The sequence below is a fragment of the Pseudomonas gingeri genome, assembly GCF_013385425.1.
GTDB classification, from domain to species: domain Bacteria; phylum Pseudomonadota; class Gammaproteobacteria; order Pseudomonadales; family Pseudomonadaceae; genus Aquipseudomonas; species Aquipseudomonas gingeri_D.
In genome coordinates this window covers 221,075-245,044 of the sequence record NZ_JACAQA010000007.1, presented here as the reverse complement: position 1 = coordinate 245,044, position 23,970 = coordinate 221,075, and the positions used below count along the sequence as shown (strand labels likewise).

Sequence of the window (23,970 nt, the reverse complement as noted above, 5' to 3'; positions counted from 1 at the left end):
GCCGCATCAGCTCTACGCACTCACTGTCCAAAAATAAATTCAGGTGAAGCGATGCAGGCGCAATTGATCGCGCTCGATTGGGGGACCACCTCCCTTCGGGCTTACAAACTCGCTGCTGACGGCCAGGTGCTCGAACAGCGCTCGCTGTCGTCGGGGATCATGCAGTTGCCCAGTGGGCCGCGGATGATCGCCGGCCAGATGTGCACCGATGGTTTCGAATTGGCGTTCGACGATGCCTGCGGTGACTGGCTGGAGGCGCAGCCCGAGCTGCCAGTGATCGCCTGTGGCATGGTCGGCAGCGCCCAGGGCTGGCGCGAAGCCGCTTACTGCGACACCCCGGCGAATGTCGCCAACCTCGGTACGTCCTTGCAAACCCTGCGCAGCCTGCGCGGCGTCGAGGTGCATATCGTGCCCGGCGTCATCCAGCGCTCACCGCTGCCGAATGTGATGCGCGGCGAAGAGACCCAGGTCCTCGGTGTCCTGCAAAGCCTGCCGACGGGTGCTGGCGACAATCTGCTGATCGGCTTGCCCGGCAGCCATTCGAAATGGGTCGAAGTGGCCGAGGGTTGCATCGTGCATTTCGACACCTTCATGACCGGCGAACTGTTCGCCATCCTCGGCGAACACAGCATTCTGGGTCGTACTCAACAACGCGGTGCGACCTTTGATGGCCTGGCGTTTGATCGCGGCGTACAGGTGGCATTGTCCACTGACGGCGAGATCGGCCCGCTTTCGACCTTGTTCAGTGCCCGCAGCCTTGGCCTGACCGGCGAGCTGAGTGCCACCGAGCAAGTCGACTACCTGTCGGGTTTGTTGATCGGTCATGAACTCGTGGCCCTCGCCGACGTACAGCGTCGCCGACGCGACAGCAGCCACTTGCCCGCGATCATTCTTATCGGCAATTCCCAACTTTGTGCCCGCTACAGCCGGGCGCTCGATGCCTGCGGCTTTGCCCCGGTGAGCCTGGCCAAACAGGCCACCGAGCGCGGTTTATGGCACCTGGCCGAAGCAGCCGGGCTGCTCGGCTGAGCGTCCGCGTTCAACTACCAGGAGGTCTGACATGCTCAAGCAAGCACTGGCGAAAAACGGGCTGATCGCGATCCTTCGCGGCCTGCGTCCGCAAGAGGCGGCGGCCATCGGCGAGGTGCTTTACCAGGCCGGTTTTCGCGTTATTGAAGTGCCCCTCAATTCGCCTGAACCCTACGAAAGTATTCGCATCCTGCGCAGCCTGTTGCCTGCCGATTGCCTGATCGGCGCCGGTACGGTGCTGACCCCGGAACAGGTCGGGCAAGTGAAGGCGGCCGGCGGCCAGGTGATCGTCATGCCCCACAGTGACCCCAAGGTCTTGCGCGCGGCCAAGGCGGCGGGCCTGTACCTGTCGCCGGGTGTCGCCACGCCGACCGAAGCCTTTGCCGCGCTGGCCGAAGGCGCCGATGTCCTGAAGATGTTCCCGTCCGAGCAAATGGGCCCGGCGGTGGTCAAGGCCTGGCTGGCGGTGTTGCCGGCAGGAACCTTGCTGATCCCGGTCGGCGGGATCACACCGGACAATATGCGGGTGTTTGTCGAGGCGGGCGTCAGCGGTTTCGGCCTCGGTTCCGGGCTGTTCAAGCCGGGCCTGACACCTGACGAAGTGGCTGTCCGCGCCAAGGCTTATGTGCAGGCCTGGAACGCATTGCGTTAAGACTTTCCGGCGCCGTGGGCGCTGCCTCTGAACAAGAGAGACAACACGATGAAAATCACCAGACTGACCACCTTTATCGTTCCACCACGCTGGCTGTTCCTCAAGGTCGAAACCGACGAGGGCGTGACCGGCTGGGGCGAGCCCGTGGTCGAAGGCCGCGCCCATACCGTCGCGGCGGCCGTGGATGAGCTGTCGGACTATCTGATCGGCAAGGACCCGCGCAATATCGAAGATATCTGGACCGTGCTCTATCGCGGCGGTTTCTACCGGGGTGGCGCGGTGCATATGAGCGCCCTGGCCGGGATCGACCAGGCGCTCTGGGACATCAAGGGCAAGGCGCTCGGGGTCTCGGTCAGCGATCTGCTGGGCGGGCAGGTTCGCGACAAGATCCGGGTGTATTCGTGGATCGGTGGCGACCGTCCGGCCGACACCGCCCGGGCTGCCCGGGAGGCCGTCGAGCGGGGTTTCACCGCCGTCAAAATGAACGGTACTGAAGAACTGCAGTTCGTCGACAGTTTCGAAAAAGTCGACCTGGCGCTGGCCAACGTCGCCGCCGTGCGCGATGCGGTGGGGCCGAATGTCGGTATCGGCGTGGACTTCCATGGCCGGGTCCACAAACCCATGGCCAAGGTGCTGATGAAGGAGCTCGACGCCTACAAGCTGATGTTTATCGAAGAGCCGGTGCTCAGCGAAAACTACGAAGCCCTCAAAGAACTGGCGCCGCTGACCAGCACGCCAATTGCCCTGGGTGAGCGCCTGTTTTCCCGTTGGGATTTCAAGCGGGTGCTCAGCGAAGGTTATGTCGACATCATCCAGCCGGATGCTTCCCATGCCGGCGGCATCACCGAAACCCGCAAGATCGCCAATATGGCCGAAGCCTATGACGTGGCCCTGGCGCTGCATTGCCCGCTGGGTCCGATCGCGCTGGCGGCGTGCCTGCAGCTGGACGCGGTTTGCTACAACGCGTTTATCCAGGAACAGAGCCTGGGCATCCATTACAACGAAAGCAACGACCTGCTGGACTACGTCAAGGATCCGCGGGTGTTCGATTACGACAAGGGCTTCGTAAAGATCCCCAACGGCCCGGGCCTGGGTATCGAGATCAACGAGGAGTACGTCATCGAACGTGCGGCCATCGGCCACCGCTGGCGCAACCCGATCTGGCGCCATGCCGACGGCAGCTTTGCCGAGTGGTAAGGCCATGGATCAGACAGGAGGATTAGTCATGCAATGGCAAGCGGTGAGCGAACAGCGCTTCATGTTGTCGGAAGGCCCGTTCTGGGACGGTCCGACCCAGGCCCTGTACTGGGTGGATATCGCCGCTCGGCTGGCCTGCCGCCTGAGTGGCGGGCACTACCAGCAGTGGCAGTTGCCCGAAGCCGTGTCGGCATTCATCCCGTGCGAGCGCGGTGATGCCTTGGTGACCCTGGCCAGTGGCGTTTATCGCCTTGATCTCGACTCGCCGTCGCAGCAGCCGGTCCTGAGCCTGTTCTGCGTGGCCGACCCGGTGAGCGGCAACCGTGCGAACGAGGCCCGTTGCGATGCGCAGGGAAGACTGTGGCTGGGCAGCATGCAAAACAACCTGGCCGCCGATGGCAGCGACTTGCCGATCACTCGGCGTTCAGGCGGCTTGTTCCGGGTCGATCCGGATGCTCGCGTCACTCCTTTGCTGGAGGGGCAGGGCATCGTCAACACCTTGCTCTGGGACGCCACGGGCACGCAGCTCTACTGCGCCGATAGCCTTGATGGCCAACTCTATCGTTATGCCATCGAGGTCGATGGTTTGCTGGGCGCGCGCAGCCCCTGGGGCCAACCATCCAGCCGTGGTGTGCCGGACGGTTCGGCCATGGACAGCCAGGGCTATGTCTGGAATGCCCGCTGGGGCGGTCATTGCCTGATTCGCTATGCCCCCGACGGCACGCTCGACCGGGTCATTGAGTTACCCGTCGAGTACCCCACCAGCTGTGTTTTCGGCGGGCCCGATCTGTCCACGCTTTACGTCACCAGCGCCCGGCCGGCGAGCAGCAGGGAAGGGAAAGATGGGGCTCTGGACGGCGCGTTATTGATGGCCGACGTTGGCGTGAAAGGCTTGGCCTGCCAGCGTTTTTCCGGCTGAACATCTGACTGACAGGAGTATTTGAAATGGCTGAAGCGCTGTCTTTACCCGAGGTTCCGGAGCCCACCTACGGCGACCGATTGAAAGACAAAGTGGTGGTGGTGACCGGGGCGGCCCAAGGGATCGGCGAGGCGATTGTCGCCTGCTTCCAGGCACAACAGGCGCGGCTGGTGATCGGCGATATCCAGGGTGAGAAAGTCGAGCGTGTGGCGGCCCGCTGGCGTGAACGTGGCGCCCAGGTCCATGCCCAGGCCGTGGACATTACCTCCAAGGAACAATGGCGTTCCCTGGTGGACCTGGCCATTGAAAAGTTCGGGCGCGTTGATGTACTGGTCAACTGTGCCGGCGTGAATGTGTTTCGCGACCCGCTGGAGATGAGCGACGAGGATTGGCGCCGCTGCTTCGCCATCGACCTGGACGGCGCCTGGTTCGGTTGCCGCACGGTATTGCCGCACATGATCGAGCAGGGTATCGGCAACATCATCAATATCGCCTCGACCCATTCCAGCCACATCATTCCGGGCTGCTTTCCCTACCCGGTGGCCAAGCATGGCCTGCTCGGGCTGACACGGGCGCTGGGTATCGAGTACGCGCCCAAGGGCATTCGGGTCAACGCCATTGCCCCGGGCTATATCGAGACCCAGCTCAATGTCGACTACTGGAACGGCTTCGACGACCCCCACGCCGAACGGCAACGGGCCTTCGACCTGCACCCGCCACGACGTATCGGCCAGCCGGTCGAGGTGGCCATGACGGCGCTGTTCCTGGCGACCGACGAGGCACCGTTTATCAACGCCACCTGCCTGATGATCGATGGCGGCCGTTCAGTGCTGTACCACGAGTAACGCCCAGCCGGCCGTTGGGCCGGGCAGTCTTTCCGTACGTAACGAACCAATAACAACAAGAGGGTTACTTATGTTTATTCAGCGCAACATCCGCTCTCTGACCTGCGCCGCGGCGCTGGTCGCCGCCAGCAGTTTCAGCGGTTGGGTCTCGGCCGAAGAGGTGAAGATCGGCTTTCTGGTCAAACAGGCCGAGGAGCCCTGGTTCCAGACCGAATGGGCCTTTGCCGAAAAGGCTGGCAAGGACAAGGGTTTCACGGTGATCAAGATCGCCGTGCCCGATGGCGAGAAGACCCTGGCGGCCATCGACACCCTGGCCGCCAGCGGCGCCAAGGGGTTTGTCATCTGCCCGCCGGACACCTCGCTGGGCCCGGCGATCATGGCCAAGGCCAAGATTAACGACCTCAAGGTCCTGGCCGTAGATGACCGCTTTGTCGATGCCCACGGCAAGCCCATGGAAGACGTTCCTTATGTCGGCCTGGCGGCGTTCAAGATCGGCCAGAAGCAAGGCACGGCGATGGCCGATGAAGCGAAAAAACGCGGCTGGGACTGGAGCGCCACTTACGCGGTGATCAACACCTTCGACGAACTGGATACCGGCAAGAAGCGCACCGACGGTTCGGTCGACGCACTCAAGGCCGCGGGCCTGCCGGCGGACCATATCCTCTTCACGGCGCAGAAAACCCTCGATGTCCCTGGCAGCATGGACTCCACCAACTCGGCCCTGGTCAAGCTGCCGGGCACGGCGAAGAACCTGATCGTCGGCGGCATGAACGACAGTGCCGTGCTGGGCGGCGTGCGGGCCACCGAAAGCGCCGGTTTCAAGGCGGCCAATGTGATCGGTGTCGGCATCAACGGCACCGATGCCATCGGCGAGCTGAAGAAGGCCGACAGCGGCTTCTACGGTTCGATGCTGTTGAGTCCCGATACCTCGGGTTATGAAACCGCCAGCCAGATGTTTACCTGGGTCAGCACCGGTAAGGAACCGGCCAAGTACACCGCCCTGGATACCGTGACCTTGATTACCCGCGCCAACTTCCAGCAAGAGCTGACCAAGATCGGGCTGTGGAAATGACACGCCTTCGGCGCAAGGGCTGGACCTTGCACCTGACGTCCACCCTGTGGGTTGCGCAGTGCGCGGCCCGGTGCGGGAGATAGGTTATGTTGGAACACTCGAAGGCGGCCGCGAGCCTGCGCTTCAACGGCATCGGCAAGGAGTTTCCCGGGGTACGGGCGCTGGCGCAGATCAGTTTCGAGGCGCGGCCCGGCAGCGTGCATGCGCTGATGGGCGAGAACGGCGCGGGCAAGTCGACCCTGTTGAAGATCCTCGGCGGGTTCTATTCGCCCAACAATGGCAACCTGCAGATCGGCGAGCAGGTCATGAGTTTCAGGTCGGCGGCCGACAGCATTGCCCATGGCGTCGCGGTGATCCACCAGGAACTGCATCTGGTGCCGGAAATGACCGTGGCCGAAAACCTGTTGCTGGGACACATGCCCTCGCGCCTGGGCATGGTCAATCGCCGGGAAATGGTGCGCAGCGCCCGCCAGCTGCTCAAGGGCCTGGCCGACGAGATCGATCCCAATGCGCGGTTGGGCAGCCTGTCCCTGGGCCAGCGGCAAATGATCGAGATTGCCAAGGCCATGTCGCGTAATGCCCATGTGATTGCCTTCGATGAACCCACCAGCAGCCTGTCGGCGCGGGAGATCGAGCGGCTGATGCTGATTATTGCCCGGCTGCGGGATGAGGGGCGGGTGATTCTGTATGTCTCCCATCGCATGGAAGAGGTGTTCCGCATCTGCGATGCGGTGACGGTGTTCAAGGACGGCCGTTTTGTCTGCACCTTCGAGGATATGCAACAGCTGAGCATCGACCGGCTGGTCAGCAGCATGGTCGGGCGCGATATCAAGGACATCTACGACTACCGTCCTCGCCCGCAAGGTGGCCAGGCCTTGCGGGTCGAAGGCCTGCTCGGGCCGGGCGTATTGGAACCGGCGAGTTTCAGCGTGAACAAGGGCGAGATACTCGGGCTGTTCGGCCTGGTCGGCGCCGGGCGCACCGAACTCTTGCGGCTGTTGGCCGGCCTGTCCCGCAGCAAGGCTGGACGACTGGTGCTGGATGAGCAGACGGTGGCGTTCAAATCGCCGCGTGATGCCATTGCGGCGGGGGTGCTGCTGTGTCCGGAGGATCGCAAGAAGGAAGGCATCGTGCCCCGTGCCAGTGTGGCGGAGAACATCAATATCAGCGCCCGGACTCATCACGCCGGCTTCGGCTGGCTGATCCGCGGCGCTTGGGAGCGGGACAATGCCCAACAGCAAATCGCCGCGCTGAATATCCGTACGCCTTCGGCCAGCCAACCGATCCTCTACCTGTCCGGTGGCAACCAGCAGAAGGCGATCCTGGGGCGCTGGCTGTCGATGCCGATGAAAGTGCTGCTGCTCGATGAGCCGACTCGCGGCATCGATATCGGTGCCAAGGCCGAGATCTACAAGATCATCTACAACCTCGCCGAGCAGGGTATTGCGGTGATCGTGGTGTCCAGCGACCTGATGGAGGTCATGGGCATTTCCGACCGCATCCTGGTCATGAGCGAAGGCGCGATTACCGGTGAACGGTTACGCAGCGAAGCCGACGAAGCCAGTCTGTTGCAACTGGCCCTCCCGCGTTCGCGGGACTGAAAACCTATTGAGGTGTCTATGTCACAGGTCAAAAATACACACGCATTCTGGCTCGGCTTCAATCAGCGCAAGTTCTTCGATGATTGGGTGATGCTGCTCGCAGCCATCGGGATCTTTGTGCTCTGCGCGCTGTTTATCGATAACTTCATGTCCTCCCTGAACATGCGCGGCCTGGGCCTGGCGATTTCCACCACGGGGATTGCCGCCTGCACCATGTTGTTCTGCCTGGCCTCGGGGCACTTCGACCTGTCGGTCGGTTCGGTGATCGCCTGTGCGGGGGTGGTGGCCGGGATTGTCATTCGTGATACCGACAGCGTGTTTTTCGGGGTCTCGGCGGCGCTGGCCATGGGGCTGTGCGTGGGCCTGATCAACGGGATCGTGATCGCCAAGCTGCGGGTCAACGCACTGATCACCACCCTGGCAACCATGCAGATCGTGCGCGGGCTGGCCTATATCTTCTCCAATGGCAAGGCCGTCGGGGTGATGGACGAAGGCTTCTTCGTCTTCGGCAACGGCCAGCTGTTCGGTGTGCCGGTGCCGATTTTGATCACCGTGCTGTGCTTCATCTTTTTCGGCTGGTTGCTCAACTACACCACCTATGGTCGCAACACCATGGCCATCGGCGGTAACCCGGAAGCCGCGCTGCTGGCCGGCGTGAACGTGGACCGGACCAAGATCATCATCTTCGCCGTGCATGGGCTGATCGGCGCGCTGGCCGGGGTGATCCTGGCCTCGCGCATGACCTCGGGCCAGCCGATGATCGGCCAGGGTTTCGAGCTGACGGTGATATCCGCCTGTGTGCTCGGCGGGGTTTCCCTGAGCGGCGGGATCGGGCTGATCCGCCATGTGATTGCCGGCGTGCTGATTCTGGCGATCATCGAGAACGCGATGAACCTGAAGAATATCGACACCTTCTACCAGTACGTCATTCGCGGTTCGATTCTTCTCGGGGCGGTGATCATCGACCGCCTCAAGCAACGCTGAGGGCGCGGGGATGAACAGTACGCCAGTGCCGGAATTGAGCTGCCGGGAAAGTCTCTTCGGTCATCTGGAGGACGGTACGCCGGTGCACAAGTACCAGCTGGGCAACCGTCACGGCATGCAGGCCAGTGTGCTGACCTACGGCGGCATTCTCCAGGCGCTGCTGGTGGCGGACAGAAACGGCCGCTACGAGGATGTGGTGCTGGGCTTCGACGATATCGCGGGCTATCAGCGGCATCATCGTTTGTACCTGGGCGCGCTGATCGGGCGTTACGCCAATCGGCTGGCGGGAGGTCGGTTCGAGTTGTCGGGGCGGATTTATCAGGTACCGCTCAATGACGGCGCCAATGCCTTGCATGGCGGCCCCGAAGGTTTCGACAAGAAGGTCTGGGAGGCGCAGCCCGTCCAGGGCAGCGATTGGGTGGGTGTGAAGCTCAGTTACCTGTCCGTCGACGGCGAAATGGGTTTTCCCGGCAACCTGCGGACCCAGGTCACCTACAGCCTCGACGATGACAACCAGCTGCGCATCGAGTATCAGGCGGTCAGCGATGCACCGACGGCGGTCAACCTGACCCAGCATGCCTACTTCAACCTGGCCGGCGCGGGTAACGGCGATATCCTCTCGCAGGTGGCGACGCTCCATGCCAGCCATTACCTGCCGGTAACGGAGCAACTGATACCCCGCGGTGAGATGGCGCCTGTGGCCGGTACGCCGATGGACTTTCGCCAGGCCACGCCGATTGGCCGGCACATCACCGATGACCATCCGCAATTGCGCATCAGCGGTGCGGCGCAGCAGGGTTTCAATCATCACTGGAGGCTGGATGCCGAGGGTGATCTGAGCCGATTGGCTGTCGATATCCACGATCCCCAAAGCGGTCGCAGGTTGCAGTTGCACACCACCGAGCCCGGGGTGCAGTTCTATACCTGCAATGCCTTCGACGGCAGCGCCCAGGGCAAGGCGGGCAAGCCTTATCCGCGTTGGGCCGGTTTTGCCCTGGAGACCCAGAACTGTCCCGATGGCATCAACCAACCCGGTTTTCCCCGGGCCTGGATCGAGGCGGGGGAGGTCTATCGCCAGACCACCGTGATCCGCTTCTCGGCGCAGTGAGCGGAAGGCCTGAAAAGTGACATGCAGGCGGGCCAGTGAGCGGCCATAATGGCCTTCGTTTTCGTAGACCCTTTTATAAGGCTGCATATGCTGGACGACACCCTGAAAAACGCCAAGGACTCTGCACCCACCGGCACCCAGACGCTGCTCCGGGGCTTGGGCGTGGTGCAGGCGGTGGCCAACGGCGCCCGGGATCTCAAGGAGATTGCCCGGCTGATTGGGACCACGCGCAGCACCACCCATCGCCTGGCCAGTTGCCTGGTGGACGAGCGCTATCTGCGGGTGGTGCCGCAAGTCGGCTATCTGTTGGGCCCGAAGCTGATCGAGCTGGGTTTCCAGGCCCGCGAAGCCCTGCCGCTGGTGACCCTGGCTACGCCATTCCTGGATGAATTGTCGGCGCTGACCGGCGACACCATCCACCTGGCCATTCGTGAAGACGATGACGTGCTGTATCTGCACAAGAATCCGGGGCGCAATGGCCCGGAAATGCGTTCGCGGGTCGGCCATCGCATGCCGCTGGCGCGGACCGGGATCGGCAAGGCGCTGATGCTCGATTGCTCGCCGGAAGAATGGCAGCGCCTGTATCAGATCAGCCTGCCGGTGGGCGGCAAGAACGCCCTGTGGCCCCAGCATGTGGAACAGACCTGGGAGCAGTTCCGTGCGCGCATGCAGGAGTATGTGGCGGGGGGCTATGCCTTCGACCTGGAAGACAACGAACCGTCGATCCGTTGTGTGGCCGCGCCTATACGGGATGCCAGCCGGAAAATCGTTGCCGGTATCAGTATCGCCAGTACGGTGCCCTATATGCCACTGGAGAAAATGGCCGAGTTGATCCCGCAGATCAAAAGCGCCGCCGCACGGATTTCCGCGGAACTGGGTGCCAAATCCTGAGTGGTCCGCCTTTCACACCACGAAGCGATTCACCAACTGATTGAGATTGACCGCCAGTTTTGACATCTCATTGCAGGCACTGGCCGTTTGGCTGGCGCCTGCGGAGCTCTGTGCGGCAAGCTCGCGGATACTGACCAGGTTGCGATCGACCTCACGGGCCACGTGGGCCTGCTCTTCAGAAGCGGTCGCGATCAGAAGATTACGTTCATTGATCTGAATCATGGCGCTGGCAATCTGATCCAGGGAGCTACTGGCTTCTTGAGCCACGCCAAGGGATTCGGTTGCCAATGCTTTGCTGGTATTCATGGCTTCCACGGCGTGCTCCGAATCGTTCTGAATCGCCGCAATCATCTGCTCGATCTCTTGGGTCGATTGCTGGGTTCGGTGGGCCAAAGCCCTGACCTCGTCGGCAACCACCGCAAAACCACGGCCTTGTTCACCGGCTCGTGCGGCTTCAATGGCGGCGTTCAACGCCAGAAGGTTGGTCTGCTCCGCGATCGCCCGAATCACCTCGACGACTTTATTGATACCCTGGGCCTGATTTGACAGACCTTGAATCTGCTCGCTGGTGTTTTCAACATTACCGCTCAGCTTTTGAATGGATTTCAATGTCTGAGCCACCCGCTTCAGGCCAACCTCGGTAAAGCCCTGGGTGCGCCTGGACTCTTCGGAGGCTGACTCCGCGTTACGCGCGACCTCATCAACCGCAGCACTCATCTCGGTGACGGCCGTAGCGGCTTGATTGACTTCGTCGTTCTGTGAAACAAGGCCTCGGCTGGACTCCTCGGTGACCGCTGTCATTTCCTCGGCCGCGGAGGCCAGTTGGGTGGAGGACTCGGAGATCTGCACAATGGTATTGCGAAGGTTTTTCTGCATCTGCGCCAGTGCCTTCAACAGTCGTCCGGCTTCATCGGTCCCGCTCACCCGTACTTCCTTTGACAGGTCGCTACTGGCGATACGCTCGGCGACGGACAAGGCATCGCTGATGGGGGAGGTGATGCTCCTGGTCAGAACTATTGCCAACCCGACAGTCAGAATCACTACACCTGCAATCAGACCGACAACCAGCCAAAGTCCCGTGGAGTAGAGATGGGCTGCATTTCGACCCGCCAGTGCCGCGCCCTCGTTATTGATGTCGGTCAGGTCTTTGATCTGCCCCTCCATCAAGGTGGTGATAGGCCGGATGCTTGTCGCATTCAGGCTGGCTATCGCAGGCAAGTCAGCGCGTTTCATCAGTGGTTCGAGACTGTCCAACTGCCTGGAGTACGCCTCGGCGGATGCCTTTACCTTCAGATAAAGCGCGCGCTCCTGGTCGCTCGCAACCAGAGGCTCATAATTGGCCACCGCCTCCATGAAAGCCTTTCGGAAGCCCGGGAAGGCTTCAGCCGTCTTTTGAATACCTTCGGGGTCAGCAATGCTGCGCTGGACTTCGAGTCTCAGGCGCATCACCCCAAGGCTCATCAATGCCGTTTGTCGGACGCTGGGCATCCAATTGATTTCGACATCTTTTTCCGAGTCCCGCAGGCCGCCCATCTGCACTACCGCGACTGCGCCGAGGATAAAAACCAAGGCAATGATCAAGGCGAAAAACAGCGCTGAGCGCGGGGCTACATTGAGATTTCTAAGGCGCATACGGGCTTCCTCGTTTCCAGGAAAATGCTTGAGCTGTCCAAGAGGCTAGTACAGGTGGGCCAGGAAGCCGAAAAAAACGAGGTATGCGTCAGCATTCAATGGGGAGCCGCCAGCGCGCACTGCTGCTCTTGGGGCTGCAGCAGTGCGATCCTTTGGCCAAGCGCGTTACACCATCAAGGGGCCAAGCGCACCGCACCTCGGGGGGAATTGGCTGGTTGCAACCTGAATACATGGAACAGCACCGTCAGCAGCACCAGGAACGCCGGTCCTATGTAGAGTGCCACGCGGGTGTCCGGGAAATAGGCCATCAGGCCCACCACCAGCACCAGGAACGCCAACGCCAGGTAGGAGCTGATCGGGTACAGCCACATGCGGTATTTCAGGCCCGCACGTTCTGCTGCGCTCAGGCCTTTGCGAAACCTGAGCTGGGCCAGCAGGATCATCGCCCAGGTCCAGATCGCACCAAAGGTGGCAATCGAGGTGACCCAGACGAAGACCTTTTCCGGCACCAGGTAGTTCAGCAGTACACCCAGCAACAACGCCGCGATGGACAACAGCAGCGCATTGCGCGGCACACCGTTGCCGGCGGTTTTGCCGAAGGTTTTTGGCGCCTGGCCGTTCTGTGCCAGGCTGTAGAGCATGCGCCCGGTGCTGAAGATCCCGCCGTTGCAGGAGGAGAGCGCCGCGGTGATCACCACGAAGTTGATGATGCCGGCAGCGGTCTTGATGCCCAGCCGCTCGAAGGTCATGACAAAGGGGCTGCCCTGGGTACCGATTTCGCCCCAGGGGTAGATCGACAGGATGACGAACAAGGCCCCCACGTAGAACAGCAGGATGCGCCAGAACACCGAGCCGATCGCCTGGGGAATGGTTTTCTCCGGGTTGCGCGCTTCTCCGGCGGTCAGGCCGATCATTTCCACGCCCAGGTAGGCGAACATCACCATTTGCAACGACATCAGCACGCCGGTGACGCCGTTCGGCATAAAGCCGCCATGGTTCCACAGATTGGAAATCCCCAGTGCCACGCCATCGTTACCGAAACCGAAAGCGATCACACCGATCCCGCCCACCACCATTGCAATGATGGTGACGATCTTGATCAGGGCGAACCAGAACTCGAACTCACCGAAGGCTTTCACTGCGATCAGGTTGACCGTGCCCATGCTGACCAGGGCGGCGAGGGCCCAGGTCCAGCGCGGCACATCGGGGAACCAGACGCCCATGTACACCGCCACCGCGGTGATTTCCGCCACGCAGGTCACCAGCCACAGGAACCAGTAGTTCCAGCCGGTGAGAAATCCCGCCAACGGGCCCAGGTAATCTTGTGCGTAACGGCTGAACGAGCCGGCGACGGGGTTATGTACCGCCATTTCGCCCAGGGCGCGCATGATCACCAGGATCGCCAGGCCGCCGATGATATAGGACAGCATGATGGCCGGACCGGCCATTTGAATGGCCTTGGCCGAACCGAGGAATAGCCCGACACCGATACAGGCGCCGAGGGCCATCAAACGAATATGTCGTTCACCCAGTTCACGTTTGAGCGGACCGCCTTGAGCAGTCCCCCCGTTGGGCAGATGGTTGTCTGCGCGCATAGAAATACAACCTCATCTTGTTATTGGATATAAACCACCGAGCGTTGGAAGTACCGACGGATAGCCCGTACTCGCTCAACCGGGTCGACTTTTTGGGCGACCGGTCTTGCAGGGCAACACCTGCGAGATCAGCGGGATGGGAAGTATAAAAAGCGGACTACAGGCGTTTTCACTGTATAAGTGGTTGATTTAAGAGATAAGTATCGGAAAGTTGTACTTGGATGGAGGTGCCTTAGCGGGTGTTATCTGCTTTATCAAGCAAGAAGTGATGCCGAATATTACCGAGCAAAGGCGTGCAGGACCGGTATCCGTGACCTCACACGCTTGCGGGAGGGCTAGGGGCCAGAGCCATGAGTGAATCATGATGACGCTCTGTTATGTCATCGGCCGGAAACAGGCACTCGACCCGCAACTCCTGAGCCGCGACGGTTTGAGGGGTGCCCACGGTGGACACCATCGAGAAGTAGTTGAAAATCACACCGTCTTTCACAAAGCTCAATGGTATGACTGGTAAAATATCGTTTGCGTCCGTACCGAGCAAAGGCTTTTGCCATTCGGTCTCAACCTTCGGGTAAGCGAGTAATGAGGCAAGCAGTTCTTTCGTATTATCATCTATCACACGACCGACCGATTCGCGTAAAACCCGTTGAAGCAGGCTTTTCGCCACGCGCTCCCATCCGATGATGAAGGGGCGCATACCCTCCGGATCAAACATAAGATGCAAGATGTTGCGAGGGCCTCTGCGAGCATTCATATCAATAAAATTATTGAAAAAACGCAGAGACGACTCGTTTGCCATAAAGACATTCCAGTATCGATCCATCACTATCGCAGGGTAGGGATTGTGATGCCTCAATATACGTTCCAGTGCTTTGTTGACGTGTTGCATTTCCCCCGAATCCCAGGCGGCTTCGGAGTAGATCGGCGCATAGCCCGCTGCCAGGAGCAGTCCGTTTCGCTCGCGTAACGGAACATCCAATACCTGCGCAAGGTCCATCAAGGTTTTTCGCCCGGGAACGCTGCGACCACTTTCAATAAAGCTGATATGACGTTGTGACACCCCAGTATCCAACGATAGATCAAGCTGGCTTTTACCCCGGGCTCCCCGCCATTGACGTAGCAACTCTCCGAGTTGGCTGGGCGGTGATTTTTCTTTTCGGTTCGATGGGGTCATCTGGGGTGTGCCTAACTATAAAAATACCCATGGGGACTATCAACGGCGTCGCTGAATTATAAGCTCATCCACCCAGGCAAGCGTCGATATTCACTGGTTCCAGGCATGGGCCTGGAACGATTCCTCCAACGGTGGATGGGTTACGCTTGCGACGTAATTGGTGATGGCCGATGCAGCAACCACATTGATCACTTCCAGAACCTGTTCGTTGTTGAACCCCGCGTCAAGAAAAGCGTGTAACGTTTGTTCGCTGACATGACCGCGCGCTTCGATAAGGCTCTTCGCTAAGTTGGACAGTGCGGCATGTTTCGTATTCCTGGGAGGACGCCCAGCACGTATCGCTTCCACGTCGGCAGGGTCCAGGCCTTCCTTCAAGGCAAGGAAAGTGTGAAAAGCAACGGGCCACGATGAGGCGTTTGTCACGGCATTCGTCAGCAGCAACGTTTGGAGTTGATCTTCCGTGAAACCTCCACGGTGTGCGTTTTGAAAAACGCTAATGAAACTGTTGATCAGCGTCGGAGAACCGGCCATTGCGCCTGCAATATTCGGGATAAAACCAAAGGCTTGTTGCAAGGTCTCCAGAGCGGGTTTCGATTGTTGTGGAGCAGACTCGACTGTATAAATCTTGAAATTGAGCATGTTTGTTTCTCCAAGTTTCATGACGCGAGTCATGGTTGAGTCGCGTTGAATGAATCTATAGGTCGCATTCATGCTGCTCAATTACGTGGCAGGTAATAGTGATCGACACCCTCAGGTGTTGACGCCTTACGTACTCCCGAGCCCGTATCCCGAGTCGACTCTACGCGCCACGGTTTTCGTTATGTTCAACGTCGTGCAGAAAGTTGTTGCGGCGCCAGAAACGCATCGTGGAAATAATTACGGAATGCGTGCATCGCCGGGCTGAAATCACGTTCGCGATGCCACGCCAGGCCGACGCTCATCGGGGTGACCTTGTCGGTGACCGTCAGGGTTTCGATGCGTTTGCCTTCCAGGGACCAGGGCCGGTGGACCAGGTCCGAGAGGATTGCCACGCCGCTGCCATTGGCAACCATGCTGCGTACGGCTTCCACCGAGCTGGTACGCACCCGCACGTTGGGTTGTTGGTGCGCGTGTTCCCAATAGCGCATGGCGCTTTGCTCGGCTTCATCGACGGTCAACAGGATATAGGGCTCTTTCGCGACATCGGCGAGGCTGACGGCCGCGCGTTCGCACAGTGGGTGATGGCTGGGCAGCCAAAGTCGACGTTCCGAGTTGAAGAGAATTTCCGAAACGATATCCGGGTGAGTGAGGTTTGCAGTGAGCACCACGGCCATGTCGAATCGACCTTCCAGCAGGCCCTGTTCGATGGCTTGCCGTTCTTGTTCGTGGACCTCGATGGCCACGTCCGGATGCCAGTGTTCAAGCCGTTGCAGATGGTGCGGCAGGAAGTAGCCGATCACGGTATAGCTGGCGGCCACCCGTAACAACCCACTGGCGCGAATGTCGGGCAGCGGACTGTTGAGGGCGTCGTCGACGCTGCGCAAAATCACGTAGGCCCGGTTGAGAAAGTGCCGCCCGGCATCGGTCAGGCTCATGCCCTGGGCCGAACGCTGGAACAACAGCGTGCCGAGCATGGCTTCCAGTTCCTTGATCGCCGTCGTGACGGCCGACTGGGAAATATTCAAATGAATCGCTGCTTGGGATATTTGCCCGATCTCGGCGGTGGCGACGAAATAGCGGATCTGGCGCAGGGTCAGTGACATGAGCACTCCGAACGATGGCGTATCTGTTTTTCAGAAGATACCCTATCTGTTAATAGATCTTCCCAAGGGGGTGCCTGGAATCTAACGTGGCCTGCATGAAGTCACAAGTGTCAGGAGCAAGCGGCATGCAGGCAGTAGATTTCAACTCGGACATGGGCGAAGGTTTTGGCCCATGGACCATCGGCGATGGCGTCGACCATGAACTGATGGGCTTTATCAGCTCGGCCAACATCGCGACCGGTTTTCATGCCGGCGACCCCAGCACCATGCGCCGTACCGTCGAGCAGGCCAAGCGCCTGGGCGTGGGCATCGGCGCACATCCGGGGTTCCGCGACCTGGTGGGTTTCGGCCGTCGGCACATCAACGCCCCGGCCCAGGAACTGGTCGACGACATGCTTTATCAGTTGGGTGCCCTGCGTGAACTGGCTTGGGTTCAAGGCGTAGCGCTGCAACACATCAAACCCCACGGCGCGCTTTACATGCACCTGGCCCGGGACGAGGAGGCGGCTCGTCTGCTGGTGGAAAACCTCCAGCGCCTGGAGCCTGAGTTGCTGCTGTATTGCATGCCCGGCTCGGTGATCTGGCGCGTCGCCAACGAATTGGGTCAACCGGTGATTCGCGAGTTCTACGCCGACCGGGAGTACGACCTCAGCGGTTCCATCGTCTTTACCCGCAACGTGCGTGCCTACGATCCGGCCCAGGTCGCCGCCCGGGTGGTGCGTGCCTGCCAGGAAGGCGTGGTGCGCACGGTCGAGGGAGAGGACCTGGCGATCGAGTTCGATTCCATCTGTTTGCACAGCGATACGCCGGGTGCACTGGCATTGGTTGAAACCACTCGCAAGGCGCTCGATAGCGTCGGGATCAACGTTCGCGCACCGCGCTGACCTTTTACGAAACACCCGGCGCCGAGACGCCAGGGTTTGAACAGCCTTTCATTTTTGCCTGCCTTTCTACAACTATTCCAAGAGGAACAGACATGGCCGAACACTCTGTAATTACCCCATTGCCCGGGACCTTCTATCGCAAAGCCACCCCGGAGTCGGCGAATTTCGTCGAGGAGGGCGCGCAGGTCAGCGCCGATACGGTGATTGGCTTGATCGAGGTCATGAAGCAGTTTTCCGAACTGACCGCCGGGACGGCGGGTCGCCTTGGCGCATTTCTGGTGGAAGACGGCGATCCGGTGGAGCCGGGTCAGGTCATCGCAACACTCGACGGCGAGTGAGGGGGCGATCATGACTAAAGGCATTCGTAAACTGCTGATCGCCAACCGTGGCGAGATTGCCGTGCGGATTATCCGTGCCGCCCAGGCGTTGGGCATCCCCACCGTTGCCGCCTGCAGCGAAGCGGACATCGATTCCCAGGCGGCGCGCATGGCCGACGAGGTGCACGTTCTCGGCCCGGCCCGCGCTGATAAAAGTTACCTGAATGTCGCGTCATTGCTGGGCGCCTTGCACGCCACGGGTGCCAACGCGGTACATCCAGGCTACGGCTTTCTCTCGGAGAACGCGGACTTTGCCGAGGCCGTCCTTGGAGCCGGCGCTATTTTCGTTGGACCCAGCCCGGACACCATCCGGCGCATGGGCGACAAGGCTGAGGCGCGGCGCACGGCTCAAGAAGCCGGGGTACCGGTGGTCCCAGGCTCGCCCGGCGAGCTGTTCGATGTCGAATCGGCACTGGAGGCGGCAGAATCAGTCGGTTTCCCGCTGCTGATCAAAGCCTCGGCCGGTGGCGGCGGACGGGGTATTCGCCTGGCGGAAAACCCCCGGCAACTGAGCGAGGAATTTCCCCGTTCCCAGCGCGAAGCCCAGGCGGCGTTTGGCAATGGCGCGGTGTATCTGGAGCGCTTCATCAGCAAGGCCCGGCACATCGAGGTGCAGGTGTTGGGCGACGGTCAGCACGCCGTGCACTTGTTTGAACGTGAGTGCTCGCTGCAACGTCGGCGCCAGAAGATCTTTGAAGAAGCGCCATCGCCGGTACTCAGCCAGCAACAACGCGAGACGCTCTGCGCCAGTGCCGTGCGCCTGACGGAGTCCCTGGGCTACAAGGGCGCCGGGACGTTGGAGTACCTGTATGACGACGCGACGGGTGAGTTCTTCTTTATCGAGATGAACACGCGAATCCAGGTTGAGCACCCGGTCAGCGAACTGATCACCGGTATCGATCTGGTGCAGGCCATGTTGCGCATTGCCGGCGGTGAGCCCTTGGGCTTCAAGCAGAGCGATATCCGGCTCAACGGTGCCGCGCTGCAAATGCGCTTGAACGCTGAAGACCCCGCGCGGGATTTCTTTCCCAGCCCGGGTCTGGTCGAGGCACTCGTCTGGCCGCACGGTGAAGGCGTTCGTGTCGACACTCATCTGTATCAGGGGTATCGCGTTCCACCGTACTATGACTCGCTGCTGGCCAAGCTGATCGTGCATGGCGCTGATCGCGCCGAGGCGTTGGCCCGGGCCCGAACAGCGGTGCAGCAGACCACACTCGCCGGTATGGCCAGCACCTTGTCGCTGCACGGCGAGCTGTTGGAGCAACCGTGGTTGCACCGTGCCGACTTTCACACCGGCACCCTGGAAGCCTGGCTGGCCGAGCGCCGCAGTGGAGGTGAAGCATGAGTCATCCGATCCGCTACAGCTTTGGCGCTGACGAGCATCTGTTTGCCGAAGTCAGCGACAGCATGTCTCTTGAAGCATTCTTCAAGGGCATGGCGGTCACTCGTGCGGTGGAGCGTCTGGCGCTCGAGGGTGTGCTCGATGTGTGCCTGGCCAATGCCTCATTCCAGATCCGGTTTGACCCGGACCGCATTGCCCCTCATACCTTGCTCGAAGCCGTAAAGAGGGCCGAGGCGGGCGCGGTCGCCGAGCGCACCCTGCACACACGCATCATCGAGATTCCGGTGCTCTACAACGACCCCTGGACACACGAAACGTTGATGCGCTTTCGCGACCGTCATCAGGACCCGAGTGTCACCGACCTGGAGTACGCCGCGCGGATCAACGGCCTGGCGGACGTCGACGCGTTCATCGCGGCCCACAGCGGTGCACCCTGGTTTGTCTCGATGGTCGGTTTCGTCGCGGGGCTGCCGTTCATGTTCCAGATGGTTGAGCGTGAGCGTCAGTTGCAGGTGCCCAAATACCTGCGCCCACGCACCGACACCCCGAAATTGACCCTGGGGCACGGCGGTTGCTTTGGCTGCATTTACTCGGTACGCGGCGCCGGTGGTTATCAAATGTTTGGGGTCACGCCGGCACCGATCTATGACCCTCAGCAGAAGCTGGCCTACCTGAAAGAGCACATGGTGTTTTTCCGCCCCGGTGACATCGTGCAGTTCAAACCGATGAGCCGCGAGGCGTATGACCAGGCGGTGGACGAAGTGGAGGCCGGGCGTTTCGATCTGCGAATTCGTCCGCTGGAGTTCTCGTTGGACGCCTTTCTGGCCGATCCCGTGGGCTATGCCAAGTCGTTGCAGGAGGTGCTGGCATGATCAAGGTACTCAAACCCGGTCTTGCCACGTCCGTCCAGGATCTGGGCCGTGAAGGTTATTACCACCTGGGCATTCCGCCTTCCGGTGCGCTGGATCAATACGCCCTGAGTGCCGCCAACCAATTGGTCGGTAACCCGGCAGGTGCCGCCGCGCTGGAATGCACGCTGCTGGGTCCGGAACTGGAGTTTCAGCAAGACGCCCTGGTGGCGGTGTGCGGTGCGCACATGACGCCGCGGGTCGACGGCGTGGAGAGGCATCAAGACACCGCGTTCACGGTGAAGGCCGGCCAGGTACTGCGCTTTGACTTCCCCAGGGTTGGCGCTCGCACTTATCTGGCCGTGGCCGGCGGCATTGACGTACCGCTGGTCCTCGGCAGTCGATCTACCTATGCGCTGGGCGCGCTCGGTGGTTTTGAAGGGCGCAGGCTGGTGGCCGGCGATGAGCTGCCCGTCGGCATGGCCGGTGGCAAGGGCCGCGCCGGAACCAGTTTGCCCATGGCGTTACGGCAGTCGTTGGGGGGCGAAATCACCCTGCGCGTCGTGCCGGGTCTGTACTACGAACGCCTGACCGACTCCGCGGCGAAGAGCTTTTTCGCCGAGCCGTGGACGGTAGGCTCGGAAGCCGACCGCATCGGTTATCGCTTCAAGGGCGGCAGCGCCCTGGGTTTTCAACCCCGTGAGCAACCGTTCGGGGCCGGCTCCGACCCGTCGAACATCGTCGACAGTTGCTATCCGATCGGCTCGATCCAGGTGCCTGCCGGGCTAGAACCCATCGTCCTGCACCGCGACGCGGTGTCCGGTGGTGGCTACGCGATGATCGGCACGGTGATCAGTGCCGACCTCGATTTGATTGGCCAGATGCAACCGAACCAGAAGGCCCGCTTCACAGCGGTCACCCTGGAGGAGGCGCTGGAAGCGCGACGATCCTATAAGAAAAAGCTCAGTTGCCTGAGCAAGCTGTTCCCTTCCTGATTCTGCCCGCCGCATCGCGCGGGTAATGCCAAACGGTAAGCCAATACCACACGTGGGTGTGGTGGCGGCTGCCCGCGCTTCAATCCTTGACTGGTCCTGGAGTTCACGCAGATGGCTGCTTTATCGCAATCGAGTCAAACCGGGCAAGACCCGGCCAATCACCCTGTTCCGCCGACAGCGCGCATGGGGCGACTGTCCCTGACCATGGCCTGGTGGGCCGTGTGCAGTGCGATGTTCTACATAGTGGTGGGCGCTTCGCTGGCGTTGTCTTACGGCGCTCGCAACGCGCTGATTGGCATGGTCCTGTCGGTGATCAGCTATGGACTGGTCAACAGCGTGCTCAGTCGCTTCGCGATCCGCAGCGGTCTGTCGGTGGCGTTGTTTTCACGGTTACTGTTCGGCAGTACGGGGGCCTGTCTGGCAACGTTGATCTTCTTTTCAACCGCCATCTATTACGCAGTGTTTGAAGGTTCGGTTATTGCCGTGGCCCTCCATCATCTGTACCCGGAACTGGTCTATCCGCTGGCCGCATTGTTGGTGGTGTTGTACAGCGTGCCGATGATTCTGGGCAGCGTGCAGCACTGGTTGGACAAGCTCAACGGTGTGTTGCTGCCGGTGTATCTGGGCGGCTTGCTGGTGGCGGTGGGCTTGTCGATCGGTCGTTATGGCTATCAGCCGCAATGGCTGGATTTCGGCCCGGCAACGCCCAATGCGTTCGGCTGGTGGGATTGCTTCGGCGCCTATATGGGCGTCTGGGTCTTGATGCTGTTCACCTTCGATTACGCCCGTTTCGGCAAGCCTGAGGATGCGCAGTATCACGGTCGCTGGAACTTCGGCATGCCGTTCTATGGGGTGACCTTTCTGCTCAACGGCGCGGCGGGCATTTACCTGGTCAGCAGCATTCCCCATGAAGGGGCACTGAACGAAGTCTCGGTGGTGATGGCGATCCTGCAGTTGATGGGCCTGTGGGGGCTGTTGTTTGTCTGGGCCACGCAAACCCGGATCAACACGGCCAATTACTACTTGGCGACACTGAACATGCAGGCATTCTTTGGGCGTTTTGGCATCCGCGGTTCGTACCTGATGTGGGCGCTGGCGGTCGGGGTGATCGTTTATGGCTTGATGCTTGCCGACGTATTTGCCTACTTGCTCAAGGCATTGGCCTATCAGGGCATTTTCGTGGTGGCCTGGGTCGGCGTGGCATTGGCGCAGATTCTCTACGGCCGCAGTGATATCGCGGCGCTGGAACGCGTTGCGACATTCAATCCAGTGGGCTTGACGGCCTGGTTTGGCTCGACTGCCCTGGGGCTTGCATTAATGTTTTCCGGCAGTGCCCTGAGCAGTTTTTCCGCACCCTCTACGGTAATAGTTGCGTTTGCCTTGCAGGCGGGTTTGTCCCATCAACGCCGATTGCGGTTGGCCTGATAAAAGAAATGAGCGGGAAGACAGGCTTTTCGCTCATCCGTAGAGCTCGATCAGGCCAGGCGATCGGCCAGCGCCAGGGCCTGTTCGGTGGTGTTCTGGCGAGAGGCCAGGTCGACGTCAGGCCCGAGAATGGTTTTCTCTACATAGAGCGAATGCACGTCGGTCACACCAATAAAGCCCAACCAGGCTTCCATATAAGGTTTCTGGAAGTCCATCGGTTGCGTGGCAGGTTCGGAAAAGTCCATGCCGCGCGCATACACGTTCACGGCCGTCTTGTTATGCAGCAAACCCCGCAGGCCGTGTTCCGGGCTGAATTCAAACAGTACGTCTTTCTGCGAAACCACGTCGATAAAGTGCTTGAGCTTGTAGGGTACTGCGAAATTCCACAGCGGAACGGAGAACACCAGTACGTCAGCCTGATGCAAGTGAGCCGCTAGATCTTTCAGGGTCGTCCAGGCGGCGTCCTGTTCCTCGGTCAATGGGGTGCCGCTCAGGCCGGCATATTTGGCATCCATCACCGGCCCGTCAAACTCCGGTAGGTCCAGGTTCCACAGGTCCAGGGTGACGACTTGGGTATCCGGCGCGTTGCGCTGATAGCGAGCAATGAACTGGCGGGCGATTTCCAGGGAGGCGGAGCGCTGTTTGCGCGGGGAGCATTCGATATGCAGAAGGACGGTCATGGCGGGCCTCAGGGAAGGGGAGAGAAGACCCGAGCATTGCAACATAGCGCTACTTGAAATATAAATCGTGTTTTACAGACTTATTGATCACGTATCAGCATATGTTCGATGCCTTGTTGCTCAAGACCTTCGTCGCGGTGGTGGATGAAGGCGGCTTCAGTCGCGCCGCGGCCCGCCTGCACCTGACCCAGTCGGCCGTCAGCGGTCATTTGCGGCGCCTGGAAGAGCAGGTGGGCAAGCCGCTGCTCACCCGCACCACCCGCTCCCAACAACTGACGGCCGATGGCGAACGGTTGATGGCCTATGCCCGGGGTATTCTGGCGCTCAATCGGGATGCCTGGGCCGAGCTGACCCGTTCGGCGTTTCAAGGGAGTTTGCGCATCGGTGTTTCGGAAGAGTTCGCCGATGCCCGTCTGTTGCGGGAGTTGCAGGCCTTCGCCGCCGACTATCCGGGCATGCAGCTCAAGGTGCAGGTCAGTATTCCCGGCTCGTTGCTGACCCTGATGAAGCAGGGCGAACTGGATCTGGTGGTCGGTTCGTTGTGTGAGTCCAGCGAGCCCGGCCTGGCGTTATGGCAGGAACCCCTGGTCTGGGCCTGGTCCGCACAACCTTTAGGCACCTTGCCGACACCCTTGCCCCTGGCCCTGTTCCCGGAGCCCTGTCCTTACCGGGAGGCCGCGTTGACGCGCCTGGCCCAGGCCGGCATCACCCAGCGCACGGCCATGCTCTGCACCAGCTATGCCGCGTTGCAGGCTGCGGCCCTGGCAGGCTTTGCCATCGCGCCGATGACCCTCAGCCAAGTGTCCCAGGGATTGGCAGTCCTCGGCGCCGAGCATGGCTTGCCGCCGCTGCCCGATGCCGAGTTCCGTTTATTCAGTGCGCCGGAGGCGGACCCGCTGATTATCGAGGCGATTACCCGGGTGATCATCCGCTACGGCGCCAGCCGTCACTAGAGGGCAGTTCCAGGGCGGGGAATGC

At 60.7% G+C, this 23,970-nt stretch carries 23 protein-coding genes; 17 read left to right on the top strand and 6 right to left on the bottom strand.

Annotation, left to right across the window (positions count from 1 at the left end; genetic code table 11):
* The first annotated feature begins 51 nt into the window (after positions 1-51).
* The 10 genes from HX830_RS13135 (at position 52) to HX830_RS13090 (ending at position 10,298) form a co-directional block, all read left to right on the top strand.
* Positions 52-1,029, top strand: a complete 978-nt coding sequence (locus tag HX830_RS13135; RefSeq protein ID WP_177100609.1) for a 2-dehydro-3-deoxygalactonokinase — start codon at positions 52-54, stop codon at positions 1,027-1,029.
* 31 nt (positions 1,030-1,060) lie between these two features.
* Positions 1,061-1,681, top strand: coding sequence for a 2-dehydro-3-deoxy-6-phosphogalactonate aldolase (locus HX830_RS13130; RefSeq protein WP_177100607.1), 621 nt, complete (start codon positions 1,061-1,063; stop codon positions 1,679-1,681).
* Positions 1,682-1,729: 48 nt separating this feature from the next.
* On the top strand, positions 1,730-2,878 hold the full coding sequence (gene dgoD / locus HX830_RS13125; RefSeq protein ID WP_103494860.1) for a galactonate dehydratase: 1,149 nt from the start codon (positions 1,730-1,732) through the stop codon (positions 2,876-2,878).
* 28 nt (positions 2,879-2,906) lie between these two features.
* Positions 2,907-3,797, top strand: coding sequence for an SMP-30/gluconolactonase/LRE family protein (locus tag HX830_RS13120; RefSeq protein ID WP_177100605.1), 891 nt, complete (start codon positions 2,907-2,909; stop codon positions 3,795-3,797).
* Between the two features lie 26 nt (positions 3,798-3,823).
* The gene (locus HX830_RS13115; RefSeq protein ID WP_177100603.1) at positions 3,824-4,642 is read left to right on the top strand and encodes an SDR family oxidoreductase; all 819 of its coding nucleotides are present in this window, start codon (positions 3,824-3,826) and stop codon (positions 4,640-4,642) included.
* 70 nt (positions 4,643-4,712) lie between these two features.
* Complete coding sequence (locus HX830_RS13110) at positions 4,713-5,714, top strand: substrate-binding domain-containing protein (protein ID WP_177100601.1); 1,002 nt, start codon at positions 4,713-4,715, stop codon at positions 5,712-5,714.
* Positions 5,715-5,800: 86 nt separating this feature from the next.
* The gene (gene araG / locus HX830_RS13105; RefSeq protein ID WP_177100599.1) at positions 5,801-7,315 is read left to right on the top strand and encodes an L-arabinose ABC transporter ATP-binding protein AraG; all 1,515 of its coding nucleotides are present in this window, start codon (positions 5,801-5,803) and stop codon (positions 7,313-7,315) included.
* Positions 7,316-7,333: 18 nt separating this feature from the next.
* Positions 7,334-8,299, top strand: a complete 966-nt coding sequence (araH, locus tag HX830_RS13100) for an L-arabinose ABC transporter permease AraH (RefSeq protein WP_103496638.1) — start codon at positions 7,334-7,336, stop codon at positions 8,297-8,299.
* 10 nt (positions 8,300-8,309) lie between these two features.
* Positions 8,310-9,407 (top strand): aldose epimerase family protein, encoded by a 1,098-nt coding sequence (locus HX830_RS13095; RefSeq protein WP_177100597.1) that lies wholly within the window; start codon positions 8,310-8,312, stop codon positions 9,405-9,407.
* Between the two features lie 87 nt (positions 9,408-9,494).
* The gene (locus HX830_RS13090; protein WP_103496636.1) at positions 9,495-10,298 is read left to right on the top strand and encodes an IclR family transcriptional regulator; all 804 of its coding nucleotides are present in this window, start codon (positions 9,495-9,497) and stop codon (positions 10,296-10,298) included.
* Positions 10,299-10,310: 12 nt separating this feature from the next.
* Here the strand turns inward: HX830_RS13090 and HX830_RS13085 are convergent, their stop codons facing one another.
* From HX830_RS13085 to HX830_RS13065, 5 genes are all read right to left on the bottom strand, one after another.
* A complete protein-coding gene (locus HX830_RS13085; RefSeq protein WP_177100595.1) occupies positions 10,311-11,930 on the bottom strand; it encodes a methyl-accepting chemotaxis protein in 1,620 nt (539 codons plus the stop codon).
* Positions 11,931-12,103: 173 nt separating this feature from the next.
* Entirely contained in the window at positions 12,104-13,525 is a 1,422-nt protein-coding gene (locus HX830_RS13080) for an amino acid permease (RefSeq protein WP_177100593.1), read from the bottom strand.
* A 316-nt stretch (positions 13,526-13,841) separates the two neighbouring features.
* Positions 13,842-14,699 carry a helix-turn-helix domain-containing protein gene (locus HX830_RS13075; protein WP_177100591.1) on the bottom strand — a complete coding sequence of 286 codons (858 nt, stop codon included), beginning with the start codon at positions 14,697-14,699 and terminating at the stop codon, positions 13,842-13,844.
* 90 nt (positions 14,700-14,789) lie between these two features.
* Positions 14,790-15,338, bottom strand: a complete 549-nt coding sequence (locus tag HX830_RS13070) for a carboxymuconolactone decarboxylase family protein (protein ID WP_177100589.1) — start codon at positions 15,336-15,338, stop codon at positions 14,790-14,792.
* 185 nt (positions 15,339-15,523) lie between these two features.
* Positions 15,524-16,441: a LysR family transcriptional regulator gene (locus HX830_RS13065; protein WP_152740368.1), complete on the bottom strand. Its 918-nt coding sequence runs from the start codon at positions 16,439-16,441 to the stop codon at positions 15,524-15,526.
* A 125-nt stretch (positions 16,442-16,566) separates the two neighbouring features.
* On the opposite strand from HX830_RS13065, the gene HX830_RS13060 reads away from it, so the two are divergent.
* The 6 genes from HX830_RS13060 (at position 16,567) to HX830_RS13035 (ending at position 22,312) form a co-directional block, all read left to right on the top strand.
* Positions 16,567-17,325: a 5-oxoprolinase subunit PxpA gene (locus HX830_RS13060; protein WP_177100587.1), complete on the top strand. Its 759-nt coding sequence runs from the start codon at positions 16,567-16,569 to the stop codon at positions 17,323-17,325.
* 92 nt (positions 17,326-17,417) lie between these two features.
* A complete protein-coding gene (locus HX830_RS13055; protein WP_177100585.1) occupies positions 17,418-17,663 on the top strand; it encodes an acetyl-CoA carboxylase in 246 nt (81 codons plus the stop codon).
* A 10-nt stretch (positions 17,664-17,673) separates the two neighbouring features.
* Positions 17,674-19,047 carry an acetyl-CoA carboxylase biotin carboxylase subunit gene (locus HX830_RS13050; protein ID WP_177100583.1) on the top strand — a complete coding sequence of 458 codons (1,374 nt, stop codon included), beginning with the start codon at positions 17,674-17,676 and terminating at the stop codon, positions 19,045-19,047.
* The gene (locus tag HX830_RS13045; protein ID WP_177100581.1) at positions 19,044-19,916 is read left to right on the top strand and encodes a 5-oxoprolinase subunit B family protein; all 873 of its coding nucleotides are present in this window, start codon (positions 19,044-19,046) and stop codon (positions 19,914-19,916) included. The genes HX830_RS13050 and HX830_RS13045 overlap by 4 nt, the downstream gene beginning before the upstream one ends.
* A complete protein-coding gene (locus tag HX830_RS13040) occupies positions 19,913-20,887 on the top strand; it encodes a biotin-dependent carboxyltransferase family protein (RefSeq protein WP_177100579.1) in 975 nt (324 codons plus the stop codon). The genes HX830_RS13045 and HX830_RS13040 overlap by 4 nt, the downstream gene beginning before the upstream one ends.
* Before the next feature lie 111 nt (positions 20,888-20,998).
* A complete protein-coding gene (locus HX830_RS13035; protein ID WP_152740374.1) occupies positions 20,999-22,312 on the top strand; it encodes a purine-cytosine permease family protein in 1,314 nt (437 codons plus the stop codon).
* A gap of 50 nt (positions 22,313-22,362) precedes the next feature.
* Here the strand turns inward: HX830_RS13035 and HX830_RS13030 are convergent, their stop codons facing one another.
* Positions 22,363-22,992: an FMN-dependent NADH-azoreductase gene (locus HX830_RS13030; protein WP_177100578.1), complete on the bottom strand. Its 630-nt coding sequence runs from the start codon at positions 22,990-22,992 to the stop codon at positions 22,363-22,365.
* 101 nt (positions 22,993-23,093) lie between these two features.
* Here HX830_RS13030 and HX830_RS13025 point away from each other — a divergent pair, with 101 nt between their 5' ends.
* Positions 23,094-23,945, top strand: coding sequence for a LysR family transcriptional regulator (locus HX830_RS13025; protein ID WP_177100577.1), 852 nt, complete (start codon positions 23,094-23,096; stop codon positions 23,943-23,945).
* The last annotated feature ends 25 nt before the right edge of the window (positions 23,946-23,970 follow it).